This window comes from Cognatitamlana onchidii (assembly GCF_004804355.1).
In the GTDB taxonomy this organism is placed as follows: domain Bacteria; phylum Bacteroidota; class Bacteroidia; order Flavobacteriales; family Flavobacteriaceae; genus Cognatitamlana; species Cognatitamlana onchidii.
Window position 1 is genome coordinate 574,132 of sequence record NZ_SRWZ01000001.1, and the last position, 25,994, is coordinate 600,125.

The following is a 25,994-nucleotide window of genomic DNA, read 5'->3' on the forward strand; positions in this document are numbered from 1 at the left end:
TTTTATTTTTTTTCTAGTTTATCTATTTAAATTTTATATGCTTTAAAAAAGCAATCACTTTCTGCTCTGTCATTTCACAAGGTTTTAAAAACTCTTTTTTTGCGGTGATATAAAAATTCAAACTAATAAAATTTGTACCCTGTAACTCTTTGGCATAAATTTTAAAAGATTTACTGTTGTTAAAGACCGATTTGGTAATGCCGTATTTTACGCCTTCATAAAAACCTTCAGAGTAGCCTTCTGGTATGTTTTCTATATAATTTAACACATTCATTAGGAACTACAAGACAACATTGAACATCCTACTTTATGGCGCGCCCAATCTGGTCGTTTTACAAACCATTTTTGGTATTGTGGTTGTTCATCATAAGGTTTTTTTAGCATTTGAAACAATTCACCTATCAGTTTATAATCACCATTATCAGCGTCATCAATAGCTAATTGCGCCATATAGTTCCTTAATACGTATTTGGGATTAACTTGATTCATTTTCAGCCGGCGTTCTTCATCAGAAAGCAACTCTTTTTGTAAACGCGAAGTATAGGTAGCAAACCAATCGCCCCAACGCTTTTCTATATTTCCAACCACTTCGTCTGGCTTGTAAAATGCATCATATACAATCTTTAATCCTTTTGAAGGTTCTTCCTTTTTAACGTTGGATAAATCTCTAAAGAAAATCGTCATATCCGTTTCCGTTAGGTGCAAATTATCTTCTAAATCTTGAATCAATAATTGATCCTTTTCATCCTTCATTAAAAATCCTAATTTGGAACGCATCATATCCAACTGCCTCTTATCAAAGTCCTTTTTATACTGATTTAGTATAGCCTCTAATGGTTCCGCTTCTTCTATTAATGGATAAAGCGCATTTGCTAATTGCAACAAATTCCATAACCCAATATTAGGTTGATTGCCATATCGATAACGTTTATGTTGCCTATCTGTGGTGTTAGGTGTCCATCCGTAATCATAGCCTTCTAACCATCCGTAAGGACCATAATCAATGGTCAATCCAAGAATAGACATATTATCGGTATTCATAACACCATGCACAAAGCCCACACGTTGCCAATGGATTATCATTTTTAAAGTACGATTGGCAACTTCTTTAAAAAATGCTAAATACGAATTTTTTGAAGGTTCTCCTAAATGTGGAAAATGATATTTTATGGTATAATCAACCAATTTCGTTAAGTTTTTTTCATCTTGTCTTGCTGCAAAAATCTGATAGTTACCAAATCGCAAAAACGATTCTGCTGTTCTACAAACAATAGCCCCTTTTTCATAAGCCGAATTTCCGTCGTACATAAAATCACGCAATACTTCATCTCCAGACAAGGCTAATGATAATGCTCTTGTTGTAGGTACGCCTAAATGAAACATAGCTTCACTACATAAATATTCCCTAATAGAGGAGCGTAAAACAGCCAATCCATCAGCTGTTCTTGAGTACGGTGTTTCTCCAGCTCCTTTTAACTGTAGCGCCCAGTTTTTTCCGTTATGCTCAACTTCGCACAAATTAATGGCACGACCATCACCTAGTTGTCCTGCCCAATTACCGAATTGATGCCCTCCATAACACATCGCATAAGGCTTTGTGTTTTCCTGTACTTGATTTCCTGTGAAAATATTTAAAAAATCTTTAGTTCTAACATCCGCTTCTGTCAACCCTAAATTTTCTAACATTTCAGGAGACACATGTAACAACTCTGCCTTTGAAGTTTGCTTTGGTGTTACATACGAGAAACAGGCTTCCGAAACCTGTCTTCTAGAATTTTCTAGAATTGGATCTGAAGGTAATTTTTTATTAAACTTATCTTTAATATTTAATTTCATAATAGTTTTTCAATCCATTTTTTTAAATCTTTATCCGAAGGATTTCTTAATTTCTTTGTACCTATAGTTAGGGTTGGAAAATTAAGCTTTCTATTCTCATAAAGGTTTCGAAGTGCTTCAGCATAAACTTCATGAAATTCAACATCTAAGAACTCATATTCCAAACTTAAATCCTCTAAATACTTTTTATAATATTGTGTTTTATGGCACCTTTCGGTGCCATAAAGTTTAATTTTAGGCATCATATTTACATAGTTTCAAGCAACTTAATAGCCGCTCTTGGTATTAAATGAAAATCTGAAAAAACTACATTATCATCTTTATCAATAAACAAAAACCAAGGTGTACCGCCCGTTTTATAATTAAACATAATATTAGACCCTGACCTTCCATGGCTTCCTGGGTCATGCCCAAATGGTATTTTTAAATCATATTGTTTTTGGGTTTTTACCATCCTGTCGTAGGTATTAGAATCATGACCTTCAAAAACAGTTTGAACAGCTAAAAAAACAACATTCTCATTTTCCTTTAAAACATCAACCATTCTTTTTAAATCTGGCAATCCTTTACTATGACATCCCCGACACCAACTTTGAAAACAAAACACGACTTTAAACTTACCTTTAAAATCGGATAATTTTATTGGTTTTGTTTTATTTCCATCGGCATCAATCCAATCATTGACTTCAAATTCAGGAGCTTCAAAAAATTGATTCTGTTTCACTTTATTTGTCAGTTATAGCAGCTTTCTTCAATTGCATCGATTCAGAATTTATACAATAGCGCAATCCACTAGGTTCTGGCCCATCGGGAAACACATGTCCTAAATGGGCATCGCATGTATTGCACATTACCTCAACACGTACCATTCCAAAAGCAGTGTCTCGCTCGTATTTAATGGCATTTTCTTTTATAGGTTGTGTAAAACTAGGCCACCCCGTACCAGATTCAAATTTGATAGTAGAATCAAACAACGGTGCATTACAGCACACACAATTATATTTCCCAGCTTCATGAATACTGCATAAAGCTCCACTATGCGGTCGCTCAGTTCCTTTTAATCTTGTAATCCTAAATTGTTCAGGCGATAATAGCGTTTTCCATTCAACTTCTGTTTTTTCAACACGCTTATCGGGCTCAGGATTTCCCTTAATAGAAAAATTAATAATCTCTTTCCAAGTTAGCATCATGTTTTTTCCTTTCTTATTTTATGATTTAACATGCTTTTTTGAACTTAAAGATAGTCGTTATTTTATTCATAAAATTACATATGTGCGCCTTTTGGAACTTTTTGATAGTATTTGAAAAATTTCCGACAAATATCAGCGTTACCAAAAGACATATCAATTACTTATATTTAAAGTTTAGTATTTTTACTTAATAAAGAAAAGGAGGTTTATGGAAAAGCTTATTGTTGAGGCAGAAAAATTCACTACTAAGTTATTAAACGAAGAATTGGACGCTTCCTTTCTGTATCATAATTTGACGCATACCCAACGGGTTGTTGAAAAATCTGAGTTATTAGCAGAACAATCAAGACTTAATGATGAAGAAACCAACTATTTAATTTTAGCCGCTTGGCTACATGACACAGGCTATACAAAAGGGATTAAAAACCATGAGGACGCTAGCGTAAAAATTGCCAAAAGTTTTTTAAAAGATCAAGACTGCGATAACAACACCATTGAAACTGTTTGTAATCTTATTTTAGCTACTAAATTGGATTACTCTCCAAAAAATCAGCTAGAAAAAATAATACGCGATGCCGATTGCTCACATATTGGTAGCAAAACTTATCTTGAGGTTTCTGAGTTATTAAAAAAAGAATGGGAACTTACTTGTAACAAGTATTTAACAGAGAGTGAATGGCTTGATGAAAACATTGCCTTTTTATCTACAAAGCATCGGTTTCACACCACTGAAGCCGCCCTAAACTGGGATAAAAGAAAAGGTAAAAATATTTCAGAACTTCTAAAAGCAAAGAAGAAATTAGACGCCGAAAACAGAAAACAAAAACAACGAAAAGAAGCTCTCAGTTTTAAAAAAAACAAAATAGAATTGCCTGAAAGAGGAATAGAAACGATGTTTAGGGTTACATTAAAAAACCATATGCACTTAAGCAATATTGCTGATACCAAAGCAAATATTCTATTATCTGTAAACGCGATTATCGTTTCGATGGTTTTATCAAACTTGGTATCAAAATTAGATAATCCATCTAACGCTTATTTAATATTACCAACAATCATCTTTGTATTGTTTACGGTGGCTTCCATTATTCTTTCTATATTGGCAACCCGCCCAAATATTACCAGTGGCAAGTTCACCAAAAAAGATGTTGCCAACAAAAAAGTAAACTTATTATTCTTTGGCAATTTCCATAAAATGAGCCTAAATGATTTTGAATGGGCTATGGGTGAGATGATGCAAGACAGAGATTACTTGTATTCTTCAATGAAAAAGGATTTATACTTCCTTGGTTTAGTACTTGACAGAAAATATAAAATTTTAAGATTAACCTATAGCGTATTCATGGTTGGCATTATTGTTAGTGTGATTGCTTTCGCTGTTGCATTTCATTCAACAGGAGCCTACTAAGCCTTTATCTCTTTCATTAAATCGTCATAAGTATAAAACTCTTTATCATCCTCCGCTTTATGATAAAGCACACTAACACGTATTGCTTTTAATCCAGTAACCGCTTGTAAGTCTTGTAATTCCACAATTTCAACATCAGTGTCTAAATAATGTTTAGATTGTAAAAATTTAATGTATCTTAAATACTCTCTTTCATCCTGTTTTTGAGAATACACGATAGTAATTTTCCCTTTTTCTGTAACTCGTTTTTGAGTCCCCTTTATAAAGGCCTTATCCACCCGCTTCTTCACAATTTCATATCTGGCATTGTAAGTCCCATCAACATCAAACTTCTTTTCATCCATTCTGAAACTTATGGATAAAGGTTGATTAAAGACGAGAATCATTGATGCTACATCTAATTGTACTGGAAACTTAGCTTGTTTTTGGTAATAGGCATTTTCCATTTCGCACATAACCTGTAATTGCCAAAGTCTCAGGTTATATAGATATATGGGATTAAAACTATCCTCCTTAGTAATAGACTCTCCAATATACATACTATGCTCTACACCGTCTGTTTTAAAACGCTCAAAATAGTGTGGATACATTGCTTGCGCATCGTACTGTTTTTCATCTAAAAGCGATGCCATTTCCTTGTTTATCTTGGCAATGGTTTGGTCGTAATCTTTCCGGTGCAAATAGAATGTATTTCCTTTTTCGTCAATGCTTTCAAAATACGCATCGACCTCATTTTTAAGCTCATGAGTATCCCTAACATGCATAAATACAGGCTCGATATCGTCTTTTAAAAAGTTTGATATTTGCTGCTCACTATCTACTTGAAAATTTCTATTTAAATCTTCTAAATATTCATCTATTTGAAAAATTAACTGCTCAAAAATGGGTAATTGATCTATATCCGAAGCCTTTAAAAACAATTTTTTAGCCGCCTCTAGTTGTAGCGTTAAATCGGCTTTGGTGGCCCTATTTCTTGCCTCTGAAGAGCCTTTTATATCAATTTGTCCGTAAAGCGGATAGATATTATCGAAAGAAATCTTCTTAAAACTTGGCTTTTGTCCATTTAGTTCTGCATGAATAAAATGTTTAGCTTCTTTTTCAAATCGCCATTTAACACTTGGATGAATGGAAGTACACTCTTGTTGAATAACTGCTTCAATTAAGTTTGCTTCTTCATTTTTAGACCTCTGCACAGCTGATACTATAAACGGCATAACATCAATTAGTTTATTGGCATTTATACTATTAAGTACTTTTGGTTTATTAGAAACTATTTCAATAATGCCCATGAGTCCATCTTCATCGGCAATCGGTGCAAAAATAGCACTTTTAAACCCTTGCTTATATAAACTCTTAATATGAGGGGCACAGGTTTCACTTTTTTGATACTCTCGCTCCACATCTGAAACGGAGAAGAACTTTGTTTCGGCTAACAACCTATTGTATGACCATTTGCATAGCACATCACTACATGTTTTACTTTCTAAATCCCCTAACAAAAAACTTTGAATCCCATTACCATGAACATGCTCAAAAATATCCTCGTCTTTATTAAATATTGAAAAGCCAACCTTTAAATCGTTAATACCAAATAAAGACCTAAAAACTTCATGAAAATCTTCCATAAAATCCTTATCCTTCCTTTTATCTTCGCCAATTAAAGAGGTTTTTATATTGGAAATAGACTGATCGTCGGTAACATCAAAAATGTTTGAAATAACAAACCCTTTAAACATATAACTGTTTGGAGGAAACTTTTCCCTCCAAATTTCAATATTCTCAAAATTATCCAGTAGTTCCTCATAATCGGCTTGTGTGATTTTCTTTGCTTGCTTTGTTGGAACTATTTCGCAAAAGTCTGCATTATATAATATTTTGTAAAACCTGTTAATACCATTGACATCAGGAATTTCATAATAAAATGGTCTTTTAAAATTTAAATTATATCCGTAGCAAAAATTCAATACGATAGTACAGGCAATAATGTAGACATCATCCTGGGGCATGTTTTTCATCTGCAGCTCAAAATCCTTACCAGCTGTTTTCAAAATAGATTTGAAACGCTCAGATGAATTAAATATAAAATTATGAAAAGGGACTGACGCTGTCTTAATTTCATTATGAGTAAGCAACGGACTAAAGGTATCCTGTAATATAATTTCTATTGCCTCTTTTCTTTTATCTAAAACAGTGGTATCGCTAAAACCATCCCTTAACTCAGGATATTTTTTTGCAATTTGTAAAACATTTTGAGCTTTAGTGGCAATTAATTTATTCTCACTGCTTGATAAAGCTTCGTAGCGTTCTAAAAGTTTATTGAAACTTATTTTAAGCTCTAATGGCGAATCAATATTTTCATTAATATCCATAATCTTAAACTACTTATACCGCAAATTTACTAAATAAAGACTTAGTCGGTATTAATTAGACTTCATAACAAAGATTATGTTACTAAAAAGTATCATGTTTTTTAGAAAATTTGAATAAAAACGCAAGAGGCATATTCAAATTGAACTGCGAGAAACACCTATTCATTAAAAGGTACACTCCTACTCAATAGAAGTAGGTCAAATTTTGAATTGACCAATACTTTACCTTGTGCCACATTTACCTTTTTTCCTGAATATGCATCAAAAATAACATCCCCATCATTGAAGATACCAGCCACAGGTATAGACTCAGTACCAACAGAATTTCCTAGCGCTACAACAACAGTTTCACTAAAATCTGGTGATTTAAAGGTTCTTGAAAACACATATGGTTCTTTCGACAATTCTTTATGAATACCTGCTCCTACCGCTGGGTGATTTACCCTAAAACGGCCAAGCTTTTGCCAATGCTCAAGGACTTGCTGGTTATACTCTTTGTTTTCAATATCTGCCCAATTCATAAAGGATCTAAGTTTAGCATCTCCCTCTGCTTGAGGATCCACTAACAAACGTGCTGATTCGTCACCATAGTAAACCTGAGATGCCCCAGGACACAATAAAAGCTTTGTACCTGCTTCAAAAGGTTTTTCTCTTAAAGCATCAAATGGTTGACCGTCATCATGTGAACTCAAATAGTTTAAAACACCATACCCCTTCAAATCTGTTTGTAAGATCTCTGAATACTTTGAGAACAGTTCTTGAATAGGCCATTTAGCAGCATCCCACTTAGCTTCAAAATTAATTAAACTATTAAAGCTATCGTCAAAATAGTTCACGCTTTTATTCCCAAAATTAAATGCTCGTTTTGCGCTTATACCATAGTTATAAACTTCTCCTACCAAATAAAAACCGTTAGCATCCAGCACCTTATCAGGATTATTTTTCTTGTATTCTGCGAAGGCATAATCACATTCTTTTTTAAATTCTTGCCAAACGTAAGGTTCGGTATGTTTTACGGTATCAACTCTATATCCATCAACACCAAACTCAGTTATATAGTCCGTAAGCCACTTAATAATATAAAACCTAGGAGCCTTGGGATATCCTGTTCTATTAAAAAACCTCTCAAGCTCTTGTAATTCTTGTTCGTATCTACCCTCTTGTTTCCACTTTTCAACTAATTGAATAGGCAATTCTACATTATCGTTACTTTCGGTTCTAATATCTGGTAAATTCTCAACTAAGGTGCATGTTACGGTATTTTCATATGATGAATAATCGCATTTTGGTTCTGTTCGCACCCATGCTTCGGGCCAAGCGGCATCTGTTTTTGTTACCGGACCTGTATGATTAACCACGGCATCTAACAAAACTCGAATCCCTTTTTTGTGGGCCGTATCAACCAACTCTTTTAAATCTTCTTTAGTTCCAAAATTGGGATCTAAATTAGACCAGTCTTTAGCCCAATATCCATGAAAACCATAACTTAAACCTGTACCTTCGTCTGTACCACCATGAATCTGTTCTACAATCGGTGTCATCCAAATAGCATTTATTCCCAAATTGGTAAAATACCCCTCTTTTATTTTTTGCGTTACCCCCTTTATATCGCCTCCCATGAAGCCTCTCAGTTTAGCAGGCTCTTCTGTTCTATTAAAATTAAGATCATTGTTCTTATCCGCATTATTAAACCTATCTACCAGTAAAAAATAAATATTAGCGCCTTCCCATACAAAAGGCACTTTTTCAGGAACAGCCTTATCATTGTCCTCTACTGGCTTACAACTACTTAATACAACAAAGACGAATAAAACAGATAAAAATAACTTCATTTTACTTTACACTTAATATTAATGACTCTAGTGGACTTAAGGTAATTGGTACAACTCCAATATTATTATGTACCTCGAGAGTAGCACTAAAATCGTCGTATAATTGATCGACAACTCTGTAGCTCTCGTTTTTTAAGCCCCAAGTTTTAACAATTTCGGAAGGAATTTTAAGCTGAAAACTTTGCTTGTTATTGGAATCAAAATTTGAAACAACAATAACCCTTTCTGAACCTTCCCACCTTACAAAAGCATATACCTTATCACTATAATCATTGGTTTCTGCTCTATTGAAAGCATGAATATCTGCATAGTTCCCTTTGAAAGCTGCATTCTTTAAGCTTAAGTTTAACAATCTCTTGTAAAAGTCTCTCAAGTCCTTTTCCTTATTAGATAATTGCCCCCCATCAAACTGCATATTGTTCATCCAGCGTTGATGGGCAGGTACCCCGGCGTAATCGAAAATAGTAGTTCTGGTTGGATCTCCAAAACCTGCATCTTCAGACCCATCTTCCCCAACTTCTTGGCCAAAATAAATCATGGTTGGAGCAGTCGTGGTGGTAGCCGAAACCACCATAGCGGGCTTTCCTTTATCAGCGTTACCTGCAAAATCAGGACTTGCTATTCTTTGTTCATCATGATTCTCCAGAAAATGTAGCATATGGTGCTCAATATCTTTCAAATCTTCTAGTATGGCCGGTAGGTTATCTGTTTTTCCGTGCCCCTGCATTATGTGCTTTATGGTATCGTACAACTGAACTTTATCATATAGATAATCCATTTTGCCTTTTTTAATATAATCTCTATACAGGGATGGATTATACACTTCAGCCAATAAAAAAGCATCGGGATTCTTCATTTTAATGTGCGAATTCATATAGCTCCAGAACTCTACAGGAACCATTTCGGCCATATCATACCTAAAACCATCAACTCCCATTTCCAACCAATACAAGGCAATATCTTTAAACTTCACCCACGAATTAGGCACATTCTTATTTTTCCAAAACTCATAATGCGCTTTATAGTTTTCATTTTTAAAACGATCTGGCAATTCGTCAAAGTCTTTATTGCCTTCGGGTGAAATACCGTAATTAACCTTAACGGTTTCATACCAATCTCCCATATTAGGTTGCGACGCTCTTGAACCATTTCCAGTCCACTTAGCGGGAGATTCATCAAAAAACCCATCAACTAATGGATGTTTTTCACCTCCAAGTGGCAAATAGTTATGCTCCCATTTTGGCAATTTAAACGAATCCTTAGGATTGTAATAAAAATTATTATTTACATGATAGGTTAATGACGTATCATCAGTTTCTCCAAAGTCTTTAACACCATCAGGGCTTGAAATACTTTTATAATTCCTCGCTACATGATTGGGCACGATATCAATTATCACCTTTAAGCCTGCTTTATGTGATCGCTCAATCAACGCCTTAAATTCTGTCAATCTATTTTCAACGTTTTCAGCCAAATCTGGGTTAACATTATAATAGTCTTTTACCGCATATGGCGACCCAGCGCGGCCTTTTACCACTTCAGGATCATCATTACCAATACCATACTCCGTATAGTCTGTGATCACATTATGATGCGGTACGCCTGTATACCAAATATGAGTAACGCCTAGTTCTTTTATTTCCTGCAGTGCTTTATCTGTAAAATCATTAAACTTACCAACTCCATTTTCCTCAATGGTCCCCCATGGCTTATTGGTTGTATTTGTATTTCCAAACAACCTTGTAAACACTTGATATACCACGTATTTTTCTTTTTTCACTTTAGGCTGAACTGCAACTGCCTGCTTGCCTTTCTTTTCCTCTTCGCATGCGAAGGTGCAAAAAACCATTGTCATTATTATTACTTTTAGTGCATTCATTTCTTAAGTTTTATACTAACATCTTGGTTTTCTATAGTGTTCCAAGATGTAACGATTATGAGTAGATTTTGCTTCTCATCCCAGCTAAATATTTTCTTACGTCCGCTGATTTTAACCCATTTAGGTTTCTTATCTACATTATGGATAACCAGATTTATGGTTTTAAGACTGTGCTTAAAATAATTTCCTTTTTTTGATTTAAACGAAATATTTAGGTTTCTTTTATCTACATCAGATTCTAACTCAAGCAACTCGTATTCTCCTTTTTCAAAAGCATTCGGTGTTTCGCCATCATCATTATAAATGGTTCGATTACTTCGTTTAACCGAAGCATCATGATAGTAGTGCAGTTCCCAATTGTTATGATTATATTCATTAGTACTTTGCATCTTATGAGCCATAGGAATAAATGCTCCTGCCCTAACATATACTGGAATATGGTCCTCTTTTAAATGAATCATTTTGGTAACGCCTCCTTCTATGCGCTCGTTAGAATAAAAATCAAACCAGATATTATCTTTAGGAAAATAAACGTCCTGTTCAAGCTTTTTAGATTTTAATACAGGACTAACAAGAAAATCATGCCCCCATAAATAGGTTTCCGAGTATGCCAACATTTTATCATTCTCTGGTTCTTCAAATAATAAAGGCCGCATTAAGGGTTTAGCATATTGATTATTTTCAAACACTAAATTATAGTTATATGGTAACATTTTGTAACGCAACAGAATAGCCTGTTTTGCTAGTTTCTTGGCTTTCTGACTTCTAAACACTGGTTCACTTGGAACATTCTCTTGAGCATGTGGCCTGTAAATTGGTTGAAACACACCATATTGCAACCATCTTACATAGAGCTCATCATCAAGGTTATCCCCTGCAAAACCACCTAAATCTGAATGCATATATGCCAACCCTTGCATACCCATTTGTAAAGCGATTTCTGGTTGACTCTGCAGCCCTCCCCATGTTCTGTTAACATCGCCAGACCAAGGAATTAAACCAAAGCGTTGTGAACCCGAGTATCCTGCACGCATAAGAATAAAAGGTCTAACATCTGTAAAATCTCTTTGATACCCTTCATAAACTAATCGTGCCCAGTCATGTCCGTAAATATTATGAACCTCATCAGCGCTTCCTACGACATGCCTCAAAGCTTTTGGGTGTACTTCTGGTTCTCCTAGGTCTCCCCATATACCAGCAACTCCCTTATTAATGATGTCATTTTTGTAGATATCCCAAAACCATGCTTCTCCTTCTGGTTTATAAATATCGATAAGACCTGTATTTCCAAAATAAAAATCGTAAGTAAAAGGATTCCCCAAAGAGTCTTTAGCCAGTACGTCTTTAGAAACGGCATCTTCCCATCGTTTTGATGTTGTTAGTACAAAGGGTTCTGTAATAACTACTGTCTTTATATCTTTACTTTTTAGACGGGTTATCATACCTTCAAAATCAGGAAAAGAGTCTTTAAAAACCTCCAAGTTCCCCATAGTACCTTCAACCGTTTTCCCAAACCAAAACAGATCTAAAATTACGGCATCAACAGGAATACTATCTCGTTTAAAAGCCGTTATAGTTTCTTCCGTTTCCCGTTGTGAATGATATCCAAAACGACTGGAAAAATTACCTAAAATCCATCGTGCTGGCATAGGCTGTTTGCCTGTTAAACTGGTGTAATTATCTAGCATGTCATACCAAGAATCTCCGGCAATAATTTGATAGGTTTTACGTCCTGAAATAGTCTCATAAGTTAACGTATTATCAGATTTACTATCTAAATCTAAAAATCCAATAGGCGCATTATCAAAATGGACCATATACTTATTTGATGACAAGACGATTGGGAGCGTGAAATTCATAAGTTCACTTCTAGTCTCATAGCCATAATGCGCTTTATTATAAAGCTCCAGCCTATTGCCTCTTCGGTTCATCCCCAGAGCTCTAGCACCTCCTCCATAAAGCATTTCGTCCTTTGAAAGATTAAATTGGATGGTTTCTAAACTATCATTCTTTACATAACCTGCTTTCTCTGAAATTAGAGGCTTGTTTTTATAAGTATAGGAAATTTGAAAAGGTTTAATCTCCACATGAACGCCAAGACCTTCAGACACATAATTATAAGTACCACTATCTTTAGTAGACACATAGTTAACGTTTCCCACTTTAAGAACTACGGCGTGAGACTTTTTCATAGAGTTTTCTCCTTTAGGAACAAAGGTTGTTTCAACAATTTTATCGTTATAAAATGTAACCTCATACTTACCATCACTTACATAAATTTCCAGACCATTATTGGTTTCTAAAATACGTTCAAATACTCTATCTAAATTTTGTCCTTTTAGAGTTTGAATCGATAATAAAACGAGTAGTATATTAAAAAGTAATCTCATATCTCTTTATTTATTTCCTAGAAGAAAAGTTAATGGAACATCCAACCTTTTGTTCCAAGAGTTTTCCGAATGATCTGTCTCATCAAACAATACATTCCTGAAAGTTTTTTGCGTATACCCTTTACTAATGAAAAGACTATCTACCTTAGAAGCATATTTAGGATAATGTGCATCTAAAGTTTTCGTTCCGTAATCAAAATAAATACTATTTGATCCCGCCTTCGGAAACCTATCTCCCATATACTTAAAAATAGCGTCAGACCATTGCTTTTCGTCCTTAACAGGCGTTGTGCCAGGCCAATGTGTGGATAAACAAGCGGCACCAGCAAATACTTTAGGATATTCTGAGATGGCATACATACTCATTAGCCCACCCATACTGGAACCCATAATATAAGTGTGTTCTTTATTAGGATATACCGAAAATTCGGCATCAATAATTGGTTTCAGTTCTTCCACTACAAACTTCAAATAGTTATCTCCATTTAGTTTATACGAACCTTCAGAAGCCATTTTTAAACTAATACTATCACGAGTTGATGTATCCAAAAAATCAAACGCTTTTTGAGGGAACAGATCGAACCATCTTAATTCACGTATGTTATGAATGGCCACAACTATAAAGTCTTTTGTCATCTTTGAGTTCATTAATTTACTAGCCCATTCGTCTACCTTCCATTCTTGTTTGTTCCAAGTTAATGTTGAGTCGAACAACATTTGCCCGTCATGCATGTATAACACACTATACTTTTTTTGCTTTCTATAACCTTGAGGTAACCAAACATCAACAGGTCTGGTTTCTATGAAGTTGGAGTTATACTTATCCATTCTCATAAGGGCTCCGTGACTCAATATAATCTTGTTGTGGATTTTAAAGTGTTTACTGGATTTATCTGCTTGTTCATGTTTATACTTACATGAGATTAAAAGCACAACAACAAGTAACACAAGAGATCCATATTTATAAAAACGTACCATATCTTATTTAATTTGAAATAACCAAGTTATAGCCTCTTGAAATTCATCTCTCCAAAATATTTCCGAATGGGTTCCATTAGGATTTACCTTTAAGTAAATGTTCTTTTCGGGAAAGCCCTCAGATTTAATCAATTTTACCATCTTATTTATATTGAACACCATGCTATCACTTTCTTTTTCACCAGCTAAGTAATAAAGTCTCGAATGAGTTCCATGAGCCCGTTCTTTGGTAAACGTATAACATTCATTGGTATACCAAAATGATGGTGAAAATACACCGACTAACCCAAAAACTTCAGGTTCCTTAAATGCGGTAAAATGGGCAAACAAGCCGCCCAGAGAGGAGCCCAATATAGCCGTATTTAAAGGCCCTGTTTTAGTTCTGTAATGCTTATCTATTGCAGGTTTTAAATGTTGTGTAATAAAATTTAAAAATGCATCTCCTTCTCCCAAACCATACTTCTTTGAATTCCATGCCGAGTATTCATTTACGCGTTTATCGGCACCATGATCGATAGCTACAACAATAAGCTCAAAACCTTTTTCTTTATAAAGGTTATTAAGTGTTTCATCGACCTCCCATTCTCCGCTGTAGGATGTTGATGCATCAAACACATTCTGACCATCAAGCATATATAGTACAGGAAAACTATTATTTGTGACCTCATAGCTTGGTGGTAAATACACACTAATTTTTCGAGTCCTTTTTAATTGAGGTATATAAAATGTACTACTAAAAACTTCTACATTCTTAGATGCCGTAGATGACTTATCGGTTATCATGGAATCATGCCACTTAACTATTTCAACGTCAACCGTATCATTCAATTTATTGAATATATAACTTCTATTTTCAATAGGGTTACCATTTTGTGCGCACTCCACTTTATCCCAACTACCAAGCGTAAATTTAAAACTAATTTGCTCTTTGTATTTGGGTAACGTCATGACATATTGCTTATCAAGTTTACTCAATTTAAATCGAGGTCTTCCACCAGACCACCCCTCAAAATTCCCCGACAAATAAATATCGTCTTTAAATTGATGATTATCAGGAAGCCTAGTGATCATAAAAGTAACTGTTTCGTTTCCTAAAACTGGATTATCAATATCTTCCTTTACTCGTTTACAAGATGTGAAGAGTATGACACTAAGGACTATTAAAACACATGACCTTACAACCATCTTTTAGTCTGCTTTTGTAGAATATAGATATACCCCTTTACCATTTAGTTTTAAGGTATTACCCCAAATAAAAGACTCACCGGAAATAACATTTATTACGCGCTTTGCATTCAGCCCAATTTCATCAAACCTCGTAAGATCAATTCTAATAGGAGCTTCGTTTTTATTTAAAATATGGATTAATGTCTCCTTATCCGTTTTTCTAAACAATACATAAACACCATTTTCAGGTCCGAAATGAATCGTTTCGCCTTCGTGTATAGCGTTACTGGTTTTCCTATAGTTCAACAAACGTTTAATAAACTCTTTCATATCTTTTTGTTCATCAGAAAGACCTTCTCCAGTAAAAGCATTGACCATATCACCATCCCAGCCTCCTGGAAAATCCGATCTTACCAAACCATGATCTCCAGGCTTATCAAAATCGTTCATTAAAATTTCTGTACCATAATAAAATTGAAGAATCCTTGGAATTACTGCCATATAACTTAGAGCCATTTTTGTATTGACTAAATCACCATTTAACTGCGTAAATATTCTGCTCATATCGTGGTTGTCAGGAAAAACCATAAGGTCTTTTGGAGATGCATAATGAAAATCATTAGCTAAGCCTTCGTACAATTTTACCAAACCAGTATCCCACTGTTCTTCTTCATTTAACCCTTCAACAATAAAACGTTGCATAGCAAAATCCATTGGAGATCTTAAATTGGAATCGTACCCATCCCTATTATTTGCACCATCCTGCCAATATCCAATAAGTAAAGGGTTATAACTCCACTCTTCACCAACAATAGAAAAATTGGGGTATTCTGTCATAATAGCGCCGGCCCAATCACTCATAAACTGTTTATCTGGATAAGGATATGTATCCTGACGAATACCTCCTAAGCCTGCCCCCTCAATCCACCAAATGCTATTTTGAATAAGATAGGTCGCCATAAAGGAATTTTTTTGATTTAAATCGGGCATAGTTGAAACGAACCAGCCATCTGCCATCTCTTTCTTGTCTATTTTAGCCGCATACACATCTTGATTGTCTGTTCTTCTGTGATTTGACGTTATTAAATTCCCATTATTTTCATAGTTCTCTTGATAATTGAGCCAATCCTTAAAAGGTAAATCTTGCATCCACCAGTGCTCGCTGCCGCAATGATTAACTACCTGATCCATGACTAACTTCATTTGGTTAGACCTAAGCTTATCCGATAGCTTGAGATAATCCTCTAAATTACCATACCGTGGATCAATTTGGTAATAATCCGTAATGGCATAACCATGGTAAGAAGATTTTGGCATATCATTGGTTAACAAGGGGCATGACCAAATTGCCGTAAATCCGAGATCTTTAATATAGTCGACATGATTGATAATCCCTTGAATATCTCCGCCATGCCTTGCATAATTATCCGCTCGATTAATTGCCTGTTCCTTTAAGGCTGGCTGAATATCATTCTTAGGGTTAGCATTTACAAACCTATCTGGTGTAATTAAATAAATGGCATCACTGCTATCAAAACCCAAATAGGAGTCTCCGTCCCTAACTCGCTCCTTTAACTCATAAGTTTGCATTAATTCTTTACCAGAATCAAATTCAAAGATGATGTTAAATTTACCTGGTGGTGTTTCTTTAGAAATGTCTAAATCTATAAACAGATAATTTGGACTATCGGCTTTATGAACCTTTAAAATGGTAACACCCTTGTAATTAATTTTTGGGGTTGCCTTAGTTATACCTGAATGTTTAACTAATAACTGCAACTGCGTATTTTTAAAACCGACCCACCAGTTTGGAGGTTCTAGGCGATCAATATCTTGCCTAACTTCTTTTACTGCTTTTGCAACGTTCAATTCATTATTCAGCCCCTCCTTCTCATTACCATTATTACATGATATTGTGAGCACTATTAGAGATATTAACGGTAAAAAAAATAGCTTATTTTTAATTTTAGCAAATCCCATCATAACCAAATTATTACATTAAACGGTCATAAGATTGTTAGGCTTAATTGACATTAACTTATTATTGACAAACAATTCTAAAGACTCATCGCTTTCTAACTCAAAATGAGTTTTATTTTGACAAACATTAACTTTTAAAACTTTACCTCTAAAATTAACTTTAAAGGAATATGCTTGCCATTGTTCTGGAATTTTAGGAGTAAATGACAGCTTATCATTTACAATTCTCATGCCTCCAAAACCTTCAACTATACTCATCCAAGTACCTGCCATTGAGGTGATATGCAAACCTTCATGAACTTCATGATTGTAATCGTCTAAATCAAGTCTTGATGTTCTTAGGTAAAACGTATAAGCTTGATCCATTCTTCCTAATTTAGCAGCTTGAATACTATGGACGCAAGGAGACAACGAACTTTCATGAACTGTAAAGGGTTCATAAAAATCGAAATGACGTGCTAGTTCTTCATCATTAAATTGATCTTCAAAAAAGTAGAACCCTTGCAATACATCGGCTTGCTTAATGTAAGGTGAACGTAAAATTCTGTCCCATGACCATTTTTGATTGATAGGGCGCTCGCTTTTATCAAGATCCGAAACTGTGATTAACTCTTTGTCTAAAAATCCATCCTGCTGAAGGTATACCTGAAACTTTTCTGAATATGGGAAAAACATATTATCTGCTACCTGTTTCCATTTTTTCAATTCTGATTCAGATAGCTTCACCTTGTTTACAATTCTAGCAAAATCGGCTTCATATTCTTTTTCAACCTTACCAAGACATTCCAGTGCATAATTAATAGACCACCTTGCTAAATAATTTGTATACCAGTTATTATTAACATTATTTTCATATTCATTAGGTCCAGTCACACCTAAAATAACATACTTATTTTTGTCGGCAGAAAAATTAGCACGTTGCTGCCAGAACCGGGCAATACCTATAAGTACTTCAAGTCCTTTTTCTGGTACAAAACTGAAATCGCCTGTATGTCTGTAGTAATTATAAATGGCAAAAGCAATAGCCCCATTTCTATGAATTTCTTCAAAGGTTATCTCCCATTCGTTATGGCACTCTTCTCCATTCATAGTTACCATCGGGTAAAGTGCTGCCCCATCAGTAAATCCTAATTTCTCAGCATTTTCAATAGCTCTGTCTAAATGGTTATATCTATATTCTAATAGAGCCCTTGCAACCTTTTGGTCTTTTGTTGCCATATAAAAAGGAATACAATACGCTTCGGTGTCCCAATAGGTACTACCTCCATATTTTTCACCAGTGAAACCTTTGGGCCCAATATTCAACCTAGAATCTTTGCCAGTATAAGTTTGATTTAATTGAAAAATATTAAACCTAATACCTTGCTGCGCTTTAACATCGCCTTCAATAGTAATATCAGCCATTTCCCAAATTCTGCCCCAAGCATCTTTTTGCTCTTCCAGTAATTCATCAAACCCTTTATCTTTCGCAACTTCAAGAATTTGTTTAGAAACAGAAATAAGTTCAGACTTATCATGATTACTATCAACTACGTAACCGCCAAATTTCTGAATAGCAAACACTTGATTCTGCTTTATATGGGCGGTATAATTATATACTATCTTATTGTTGGCCGCTTGAACTTCTGGACTTATTTCAAAAGGTTTTGCATTAATAGTAAACAGTGACTCCATAAAGGTACAAACATGAAAATCTGTTTTCATGGTTTTAGCCTCAATAAAGGCTTGACTCTCATTTTGAATGATGCTAGTGGTATCCCAAAATTTATCATCCCAATTAGTATCTTCATTGGTTATACCAGAATCTAAGTACGGTTCGAAAACAATTTCTGCATCACCGTTTATTGGCAATATTTTATATTGAATAGCCCCAAGTTCATCGGTTTTTAAACTTAAAAATCGTTTCGAACTCACACTAACTTCCAAACCATTTTGTAAAACTGCAGTAAAACTCCTAGAGAGCCAACCTTCTTGCATATTTAACTCTCTTCTAAAATTGCTAACGGATTGGCAACGAAAAAGATCTAAGGGTTCTCCATTAATTATAACATTAATCCCTATCCAATTAGGCGCATTCAATACTTTAGCAAAATACTCTGGATACCCATTTTTCCACCATCCAACTCGTGTTTTATCTGGATAGTAAACCCCTGCAATATAGCTCCCTTGAAAGGTTGGGCCCGAGTATTGTTCTTCAAAATTAGCTCGTTGCCCCATGGCTCCGTTCCCAATGCTAAATAAACTTTCTGAAGATTTCACGCGTTCTGCATCAAATCCTTCTTCTATGATTGACCAATTATCTGGTTTTATATAATCTTGATTCATCGATTCTAAAAATTAATATTCAAATAAGCTTTTTTTGCTTTTTGATTTGTGAACCATGGTTCACTCTAAGGTTGTTATACCTTTTCAGTAAGTAATTCTTGAAAGAATCCTTCTGGCAATTCTGTTAAGTCATTAAAATTATAATGAGCTCTGTTTAAAGTTTGAGCATCCCCAATCCCAATAGAAATCATTTTAGCTGCATTAGCCGCTTCTACGCCTGCTATGGCATCTTCAAATACAACGCAGTTCTGTGGTTTTAGACCTAATTTTTTGGCTCCTATTAAAAAGACTTCTGGGTCTGGCTTAGCTTTTGAAACGCTATTACCATCCACAATCCCTTTAAATCTATTATAAAGTCCTACCTGCTTTAGTATTAATGGTGCATTTTTACTAGCCGAACCTAAAACATAATCTATGCGCAAAGCATCTAAATTATCTAACAAATTGGACGCTCCTGGAAGAATCTCTTCAGGCCCCATTTTTGTAATGTATGAAAGGTAGTCTTCATTTTTACTAATTAAATATTCTTGCTTCTCATTATCAGAAATGTGAACTTTCCCTATATCTAACAAGATTTCTAAAGATCTTACTCTACTTACACCTTTAAGCAGTTCGTTGTGGCTTTCAGTAAATTCAAAACCCAACGTATCGGCTAACTTTTTCCAAGCCAAAAAATGATACTTAGCGGTGTCAACGATGACCCCATCTAAATCAAAAATAACTCCTATTGTATTCATGTTACAATTATTGTATTACATCATCAACATCTTTTACTTTATAAACTAAAGATGCTGCTATTAAAAAACTTACACCACTCATTACTAAAGCAAATATGGCTTGATTACCATAAGCGTATTTCACGAGCAGCCCGCCAATTAAGGCATTAATAATTTGAGGGATAACTATGAAAAAGTTAAATATCCCCATGTAAACCCCCATTTTTTTTGGCGAAATAGATCCTGCAAGAATCGCATAAGGCATGGCCAAAATACTTGCCCAGGCAATACCTACTCCAACCATAGATAGTATCAACCAATTTTTATCTGGCATAATATAGATAGATAATAATCCCAGTCCCCCAACAATAAGAGATATAGAATGTGTTTTTTTTCTACCAATTTTCTTAGCTATGTACGGCAATGCAAAAGCATAAAAAGCAGAAACTACATTATAAACGCCAAATAAGATACCAACCCAGTCGCCAGCATCTTGGTAAGCACCACTACTACTGTCTGAATGCGACAAGCCATAAATATGCTGAGCTATTGCTGGAGTCGCAAAAACCCACATTCCAAAAAGACCAAACCAGGAAAAAAACTGTACCCAGCTTAACTGGCGCATAGTTTCTGGCATCCTCTTAAAATCCTCAAAAATATCAAGTAAACTTGATTTCTCTTTCGTTTCATCTTTCTGAACAGCTTCGTTATGCGCTTGTTCATCTTCAAAGCTAGCCAACTCTTCTGGAGAATATTCTTTGGTAGTTAAAACTGTTACCAAAATTGAAATGATTAGAATTACTGCCCCAATTATAAATGACAGAATTAAATGTGTAGGAACCGAACCTTCAACAGATTGGTTAGAAACACCAAACCAGTTTGCCACAATATAAGGTAACCAAGACCCTATAACAGCACCAAAACCAATTAGCGCTGTTTGTACACTAAATCCTAATGTTCTTTGATCTGTTCTTAAATTATCGCCAACCAAAGCTCTAAAAGGCTCCATAGCAATATTAAAAGAAGCATCCATAATCATAAGCATTCCAGCACCCACCCATAAGGCAGGCAAGAAAGCAATAAACATATCGGCCTGTGGCATAAGTACCAAACCTACCGAAGCCAATATAGCTCCAATTAAAAAATAGGGCTTACGCCTGCCAAAACGGCCCCAGGTATTATCACTATAATGCCCAATAATTGGTTGAACAATAAGCCCCATTAGAGGTGCAATTATCCAAAACCAAGATAATTCGTGAACATCGGCTCCAAAAATTTGAAGAATTCTACTAGCATTGGCATTCTGTAAAGCGAAACCCATTTGGATTCCTAGAAACCCAAAACTCATGTTCCAGATCTGCCAAAAACTTAATCTACGCTTTTCCATGAAATAGTATATTATGGTTAATACTATTTGATAAGCGATTTATATCAATTTAAAATATAGAAATTGGAATAATTGTACTAATCTAACTTATCAAAACTTATGGTGAGAAGTGAAAATATAAGTTTCGATTTCGTCACAAAGATAGGAAAGATTTTAATTTTTCCTAATTATTTTTTTTATTTAGTTGATTCTCTTTCAATAATTTCGGTCTCAATGACCATCTTTATGTAATCGGATTTAGACGTATTACTAGAGAGATACTGATCCATTTGAGCATCTTCGGCCTCTAGCCTATCTATTAATAAATTTGCTGATTGCTCCCCCATTTTTTGACCATGTTGACTTACCGTTGTTAAACTAGGAGATGCATGTTTTGATAACACACCGTCTGTAAAACCTATTACCTGAATATCATCAGGAATTTGACGTCCAATTTTTTTTGCAACTTTCATAGCAGAGACCGCGTACAATTCATTAACCGCAAAAACACCATCAATATCGGGATTAGATTTTAAAAATTGAGCAATTTCAGTTTCAAGAAGATCTAAATTATTTTCTACATCTAAACTATCATCAATCTTTAAAATTAGATTGGAGTCTGGAGCTAATTTGTTTTCCTCAAGTGCCTCAAGGTATCCCTGTGTTCTCAATCTACCCACACTAACATAATCCATGGTAGTGATGAGTGCTATATTTTTACAGCCTTTATGAACAAGCTTTTCAACGGCCTTGACGGCTCCTTTAAAATCATCGACTATTACCTTATCACAATCTACTTCATTAACCACCCTATCAAACATAACAATTGGAATTCCTTGATTTATTGTTGCATTAAAATGATGGTAATCCTGCTTCATTAGAGTTTCTTTTGAAATAGACAGAATAAACCCATCGATACTTCCATTAGCAAGCAATTCCATATTAATTATTTCTTTGGTAAAAGATTCATTAGAGAGCCCAACAATAACGTTGTATCCTCTTCTATTTGCAACCCGCTCAATACCTCGAATAACAGTAGAAAAAAAGTGATGTACAATTTCCGGAATAAGAATACCAATGGTTTTGGTTTTTCTATTCTTTAAACTCAGAGCAATATTATTAGGTCTATAGTTATAAAGCTTTGCAAACGCTTGAATCTTTTGGGTGGTATCCTCACTTATTTCACTGCTATTACTTAAAGCTTTCGAAACTGTTGAAATGGACACGTCTAGCTCTTTTGCTATTTGCTTTAAAGTAACTTTTCTTTTCATTTGTTATCCAATTTTTGAATGTATAAAACATATACCAAGCTACCATAAAGAAATACCTTTGAATGCGTGCGTTTTATACTGGTGTCAAGTTACTACAAAATCCAAGAAATTCAAACTAAGAATCCCAAGAAAGCGAATACAAAACTGCAACTGACTGATATGTAATTGTTAAAATATCTGTCAAAAAATATAAAGTTGTCAACACGAAAACGTTTTCGCTAAGAATTTCGTAAATCATAACAACTTATTTACAATTTCTTTACATAAGTTTGACACGAGGAGTGAAAATATACAAGAACTAAATTAGAACAATTAAATTATTTATTTATATGAAAACAACTACTAGAAGTATTCTGTTTTTCATGCTGTTTTTGCCAGTTTTTATGTTTGGGCAAAACAGTATAACAGGAACAGTTACTGAGAAAGCAACTTCCATCCCACTACCAGGTGTTAATGTGGTAGTAAAGGGCACCACAAATGGAACTGCTACAGATTTTGATGGAAATTACGCGATTGAAGCTAATGAAGGCGACATTCTAGTTTTTTCCTATGTTGGTTATAAGGAAGTAGAAATGCCTTATACAGGACAAGCCAATTTAAATATTGAGTTAACCGAAGATACGGCTCAACTTGAAGAGATTGTTATTATTGGTTACGGTTCGACAACTAAAAAAGATGCTACAGGATCTGTAGAGTCTATTACACAAGAGGATTTTACAAAAGGAAATATCGTTACCGCAGAAAATTTAATTAGCGGTCGTGTATCTGGGGTTACTGTTAATACAAGTGGCGCCCCTGGTTCAGGAACTCAAATTAGAATTAGAGGTGGTTCATCTATTAATGGATCGAACGACCCACTTATAATAATTGACGGTTTACCAATATCTAACGATGGTGTTACTGGATCTAGAGGGGTACTTGCCTCAATTAACCCGAACGATATTGATTCGTTCTCTGTATTAAAAGATGCTTCAGCCACAGCTATTTACGGATCAAGAGCATCCAATGGTGTGATTATTATTGTAACCAAAAAAGGTAAATCTAGTTTTAGTGCGTCATTCGATGCACAAGTGAGTTTTGGAAGTGTTACCGACAATATTGATGTATTTAATGGGGATGAATATAGAGCTTTAGTTCAATCTCAACCTATTAATGGCACAACGCTTGACACTAACCTATTAGGCACTGAGAGTACGGACTGGCAAGATCAAATATTTAGAAATACCGTTTCAACTCAATATAATGTATCCTTACAAGGTGCTTTATTTGATGCTTTACCGGCAAGATTCTCGTTTGGTTATACCGACCAAGAAGGTGCTATTAAGACCTCTGAGTTTAACAGACGAAATTTAAGTCTTGCTTTAAACCCTTCGTTTTTAGATGATCACTTAAAAGTAAGTCTTAATGCCAACTTAGCATATGAGGACAACAGATTTGCAGATGCTGGACAAATTGGTGCTGCCATGCGTTATGACCCAACTAAACCAGTTTACGATCCAAGCTCACCTTTTGGCGGCTATTACCAACATATCATAGATAGAGAAAATAATGTTGTAGCAAATGGTACCACAAACCCTTTTGCATCTTTAATGCAACGTAATAACACCGGTGATGCCAACAGAGCCTATGGTAACTTAAACTTAGATTATAAATTTCATTTTCTTCCTGAACTTAAAGCGGTTGTAAACCTTGGTTTCGATGAAACAAAATCTAAAGGTTATGATATTTCAGATAGACTAGTTCCTACTACTGATACCGATCAATTGTTTAAAGGTTCTTACAAAGAAAATAACCAAACACGTGTAAACAGACTCTTTGATGGATATTTAAATTATAAAAAAGATTTTGAATCCTTTACGGGAGAATTAACTGCAGGTTACTCATACCAAAAATTTGAGAATAGCGGTGTTAATGGAAGAAACGAAAGAGACCCGCTTAGTGTTGATGATGTATACGCCGATCCAGATGTGGTTTTAATAGGATTCTTTGCACGAGCTAACGCTACATTTTTAGATAAATACTTGGTAACTTTTACCTACAGACGTGATGGTACTTCAAGATTCAGCAAAGACAATCAATGGGGTAACTTCCCTGCTGCAGCCGTGGCTTGGAATATGAGTCAGGAAGATTTCTTAAAAGATTCCAATACTATTTCTAACCTTAAACTTAGAGCGAGTTATGGTATTACTGGGCAGCAAACTATTGAGGAGAAAGTTATTTTCTTAAACAGATATAGATCAGGAATTGCTAATTCTCAATATCAATTCGGAAACAACACTATTTCCTCATTGATCGCTTCAGAAATTAACCCAGATTTAAAATGGGAAGAGACCAAGACTTTTGAGGTTGGGGTTGATTATGGCTTATTTGATAACAAACTTTCTGGTTCTCTTAACTACTTTAATAAGAACTCTGATGACTTATTATTTCAAGCATCAGTCGCCGATGGTACCAACTTTTCAAATTCTGTGATTCAAAATATTGGGAAGTTAAATATTCAAGGGGTTGAATTTGCGTTAAATGCCGATGTAATTAAAAAAGAAGACTTAACGCTTAACTTTAACTTTAACGCGACTTTCTTAGACAGAAAAATGAAAGAGCTTGCGCTCGATCAAGACGTTAGAACAGGCGGTATTGCTGGTGGTACAGGAAATAATATCCAAATTCACCGAGAGGGAGAAGCACCTAATTCGTTTTATGTATTCAAGCAATTATATGATAGCGCAGGCCGACCTATTGAAGGCGCTTATGCCGATTTAAATGGCGATAACATTATTAATGACGACGATAGATATGTAAAGGAAAACCCTGGAGCCAATGCTAACTTTGGATTTCAGTCAAGTTTATATTACAAAAACTTCGACTTTGCATTTAACCTTAGAGCTAACGTAGGAAACTATGTGTATAATAACGTAAGATCGTCTAAAGCACAATATGAACTTTTACAAGACAACGCTGTTTTAGGAAATATCCCTAAATCCGTTCTAGAAACTCAATTTCAAAGAACTGCCGATGTTATTATATCTGATATCTATGTTGAAAATGCGTCTTTCTTAAGAATGGACAATATTACGTTAGGATACACCTTTAGTGATATTTCAAAAGGTATTAACAGCATAAGAATTTGGGGAGGCGTTCAAAACGTATTTACTGTAACAAACTACAGCGGACTAGACCCAGAAGTAACAGACAACGATTCAGATTTAACCTTAACTCAAGGAATTGATAACGTTGTATACCCTAGACCAAGAACGGTACTAGTAGGAGCTAACTTTAAATTTTAAGAA

General features: G+C 34.8%; 18 protein-coding genes. 2 read left to right on the forward strand and 16 right to left on the reverse strand.

Going from position 1 to position 25,994, the window contains the following annotated elements; genetic code table 11:
• Window positions 1–22: 22 nt before the first annotated feature.
• The 5 genes from E5D58_RS02705 to msrB are packed head-to-tail and all read right to left on the reverse strand — an operon-like array spanning window position 23 to window position 3,023.
• Window positions 23–274 carry a peptide methionine sulfoxide reductase gene (locus tag E5D58_RS02705; protein WP_136480279.1) on the reverse strand — a complete coding sequence of 84 codons (252 nt, stop codon included), beginning with the start codon at window positions 272–274 and terminating at the stop codon, window positions 23–25.
• Window positions 274–1,836, reverse strand: a complete 1,563-nt coding sequence (locus E5D58_RS02710) for a protein adenylyltransferase SelO (RefSeq protein WP_136480280.1) — start codon at window positions 1,834–1,836, stop codon at window positions 274–276. The genes E5D58_RS02705 and E5D58_RS02710 overlap by 1 nt, the downstream gene beginning before the upstream one ends.
• Window positions 1,833–2,081 (reverse strand): glutaredoxin family protein, encoded by a 249-nt coding sequence (locus tag E5D58_RS02715; RefSeq protein ID WP_136480281.1) that lies wholly within the window; start codon window positions 2,079–2,081, stop codon window positions 1,833–1,835. Before E5D58_RS02715 ends, E5D58_RS02710 begins: the two co-directional genes overlap by 4 nt.
• A 2-nt stretch (window positions 2,082–2,083) precedes the next feature.
• Window positions 2,084–2,560, reverse strand: coding sequence for a peroxiredoxin family protein (locus E5D58_RS02720; protein ID WP_235835821.1), 477 nt, complete (start codon window positions 2,558–2,560; stop codon window positions 2,084–2,086).
• Between the two features lies 1 nt (window position 2,561).
• Window positions 2,562–3,023, reverse strand: coding sequence for a peptide-methionine (R)-S-oxide reductase MsrB (gene msrB, locus E5D58_RS02725; protein WP_136480515.1), 462 nt, complete (start codon window positions 3,021–3,023; stop codon window positions 2,562–2,564).
• 211 nt (window positions 3,024–3,234) lie between these two features.
• Here msrB and E5D58_RS02730 point away from each other — a divergent pair, with 211 nt between their 5' ends.
• Complete coding sequence (locus E5D58_RS02730) at window positions 3,235–4,434, forward strand: Pycsar system effector family protein (protein WP_136480283.1); 1,200 nt, start codon at window positions 3,235–3,237, stop codon at window positions 4,432–4,434.
• Here E5D58_RS02730 and E5D58_RS02735 read toward each other — a convergent pair.
• The 11 genes from E5D58_RS02735 to E5D58_RS02785 all read right to left on the reverse strand — a co-directional run bounded on the left by E5D58_RS02735 (window position 4,431) and on the right by E5D58_RS02785 (window position 22,707).
• Window positions 4,431–6,803, reverse strand: coding sequence for a GAF domain-containing protein (locus E5D58_RS02735; RefSeq protein ID WP_136480284.1), 2,373 nt, complete (start codon window positions 6,801–6,803; stop codon window positions 4,431–4,433). The genes E5D58_RS02730 and E5D58_RS02735 overlap by 4 nt on opposite strands.
• A gap of 158 nt (window positions 6,804–6,961) precedes the next feature.
• Window positions 6,962–8,635 carry an alpha-amylase family glycosyl hydrolase gene (locus E5D58_RS02740; RefSeq protein WP_136480285.1) on the reverse strand — a complete coding sequence of 558 codons (1,674 nt, stop codon included), beginning with the start codon at window positions 8,633–8,635 and terminating at the stop codon, window positions 6,962–6,964.
• Between the two features lies 1 nt (window position 8,636).
• A complete protein-coding gene (locus tag E5D58_RS02745) occupies window positions 8,637–10,514 on the reverse strand; it encodes an alpha-amylase family glycosyl hydrolase (RefSeq protein WP_136480286.1) in 1,878 nt (625 codons plus the stop codon).
• A complete protein-coding gene (locus tag E5D58_RS02750; protein ID WP_136480287.1) occupies window positions 10,511–12,904 on the reverse strand; it encodes a glycoside hydrolase family 31 protein in 2,394 nt (797 codons plus the stop codon). The genes E5D58_RS02745 and E5D58_RS02750 overlap by 4 nt, the downstream gene beginning before the upstream one ends.
• A gap of 6 nt (window positions 12,905–12,910) precedes the next feature.
• Window positions 12,911–13,882: an alpha/beta hydrolase gene (locus E5D58_RS02755; RefSeq protein ID WP_136480288.1), complete on the reverse strand. Its 972-nt coding sequence runs from the start codon at window positions 13,880–13,882 to the stop codon at window positions 12,911–12,913.
• Window positions 13,883–13,885: 3 nt separating this feature from the next.
• Entirely contained in the window at window positions 13,886–15,067 is a 1,182-nt protein-coding gene (locus E5D58_RS02760; protein WP_136480289.1) for an alpha/beta hydrolase, read from the reverse strand.
• 3 nt (window positions 15,068–15,070) lie between these two features.
• Window positions 15,071–16,972, reverse strand: coding sequence for a glycoside hydrolase family 13 protein (locus E5D58_RS02765; protein ID WP_394345698.1), 1,902 nt, complete (start codon window positions 16,970–16,972; stop codon window positions 15,071–15,073).
• 75 nt (window positions 16,973–17,047) lie between these two features.
• A complete protein-coding gene (locus tag E5D58_RS02770) occupies window positions 17,048–19,354 on the reverse strand; it encodes a glycoside hydrolase family 65 protein (RefSeq protein WP_136480290.1) in 2,307 nt (768 codons plus the stop codon).
• Between the two features lie 74 nt (window positions 19,355–19,428).
• Window positions 19,429–20,091: a beta-phosphoglucomutase gene (pgmB, locus tag E5D58_RS02775; protein ID WP_136480291.1), complete on the reverse strand. Its 663-nt coding sequence runs from the start codon at window positions 20,089–20,091 to the stop codon at window positions 19,429–19,431.
• Window positions 20,092–20,098: 7 nt separating this feature from the next.
• Window positions 20,099–21,457, reverse strand: coding sequence for an MFS transporter (locus E5D58_RS02780; protein ID WP_136480292.1), 1,359 nt, complete (start codon window positions 21,455–21,457; stop codon window positions 20,099–20,101).
• A 176-nt stretch (window positions 21,458–21,633) separates the two neighbouring features.
• On the reverse strand, window positions 21,634–22,707 hold the full coding sequence (locus tag E5D58_RS02785; protein WP_136480293.1) for a LacI family DNA-binding transcriptional regulator: 1,074 nt from the start codon (window positions 22,705–22,707) through the stop codon (window positions 21,634–21,636).
• A gap of 329 nt (window positions 22,708–23,036) precedes the next feature.
• On the opposite strand from E5D58_RS02785, the gene E5D58_RS02790 reads away from it, so the two are divergent.
• Window positions 23,037–25,991, forward strand: coding sequence for a SusC/RagA family TonB-linked outer membrane protein (locus tag E5D58_RS02790; RefSeq protein ID WP_136480294.1), 2,955 nt, complete (start codon window positions 23,037–23,039; stop codon window positions 25,989–25,991).
• Window positions 25,992–25,994: the final 3 nt, after the last annotated feature.

Bases quoted from the DNA above. Each gene is read 5' to 3' on its own strand.
- E5D58_RS02770 (WP_136480290.1), bottom strand. From the start codon at position 19,354: ATGAATCAAGATTATATAAAACCAGATAATTGGTCAATCATAGAAGAA.
- msrB (WP_136480515.1), bottom strand. From the start codon at position 3,023: ATGCTAACTTGGAAAGAGATTATTAATTTTTCTATTAAGGGAAATCCT.
- E5D58_RS02750 (WP_136480287.1), bottom strand. From the start codon at position 12,904: ATGAGATTACTTTTTAATATACTACTCGTTTTATTATCGATTCAAACT.
- E5D58_RS02715 (WP_136480281.1), bottom strand. From the start codon at position 2,081: ATGATGCCTAAAATTAAACTTTATGGCACCGAAAGGTGCCATAAAACA.
- E5D58_RS02705 (WP_136480279.1), bottom strand. From the start codon at position 274: ATGAATGTGTTAAATTATATAGAAAACATACCAGAAGGCTACTCTGAA.
- E5D58_RS02735 (WP_136480284.1), bottom strand. From the start codon at position 6,803: ATGGATATTAATGAAAATATTGATTCGCCATTAGAGCTTAAAATAAGT.
- E5D58_RS02785 (WP_136480293.1), bottom strand. From the start codon at position 22,707: ATGAAAAGAAAAGTTACTTTAAAGCAAATAGCAAAAGAGCTAGACGTG.
- E5D58_RS02780 (WP_136480292.1), bottom strand. From the start codon at position 21,457: ATGGAAAAGCGTAGATTAAGTTTTTGGCAGATCTGGAACATGAGTTTT.
- E5D58_RS02790 (WP_136480294.1), top strand. From the start codon at position 23,037: ATGAAAACAACTACTAGAAGTATTCTGTTTTTCATGCTGTTTTTGCCA.
- E5D58_RS02745 (WP_136480286.1), bottom strand. From the start codon at position 10,514: ATGAATGCACTAAAAGTAATAATAATGACAATGGTTTTTTGCACCTTC.
- E5D58_RS02730 (WP_136480283.1), top strand. From the start codon at position 3,235: ATGGAAAAGCTTATTGTTGAGGCAGAAAAATTCACTACTAAGTTATTA.
- E5D58_RS02755 (WP_136480288.1), bottom strand. From the start codon at position 13,882: ATGGTACGTTTTTATAAATATGGATCTCTTGTGTTACTTGTTGTTGTG.
- E5D58_RS02710 (WP_136480280.1), bottom strand. From the start codon at position 1,836: ATGAAATTAAATATTAAAGATAAGTTTAATAAAAAATTACCTTCAGAT.
- pgmB (WP_136480291.1), bottom strand. From the start codon at position 20,091: ATGAATACAATAGGAGTTATTTTTGATTTAGATGGGGTCATCGTTGAC.
- E5D58_RS02760 (WP_136480289.1), bottom strand. From the start codon at position 15,067: ATGGTTGTAAGGTCATGTGTTTTAATAGTCCTTAGTGTCATACTCTTC.
- E5D58_RS02740 (WP_136480285.1), bottom strand. From the start codon at position 8,635: ATGAAGTTATTTTTATCTGTTTTATTCGTCTTTGTTGTATTAAGTAGT.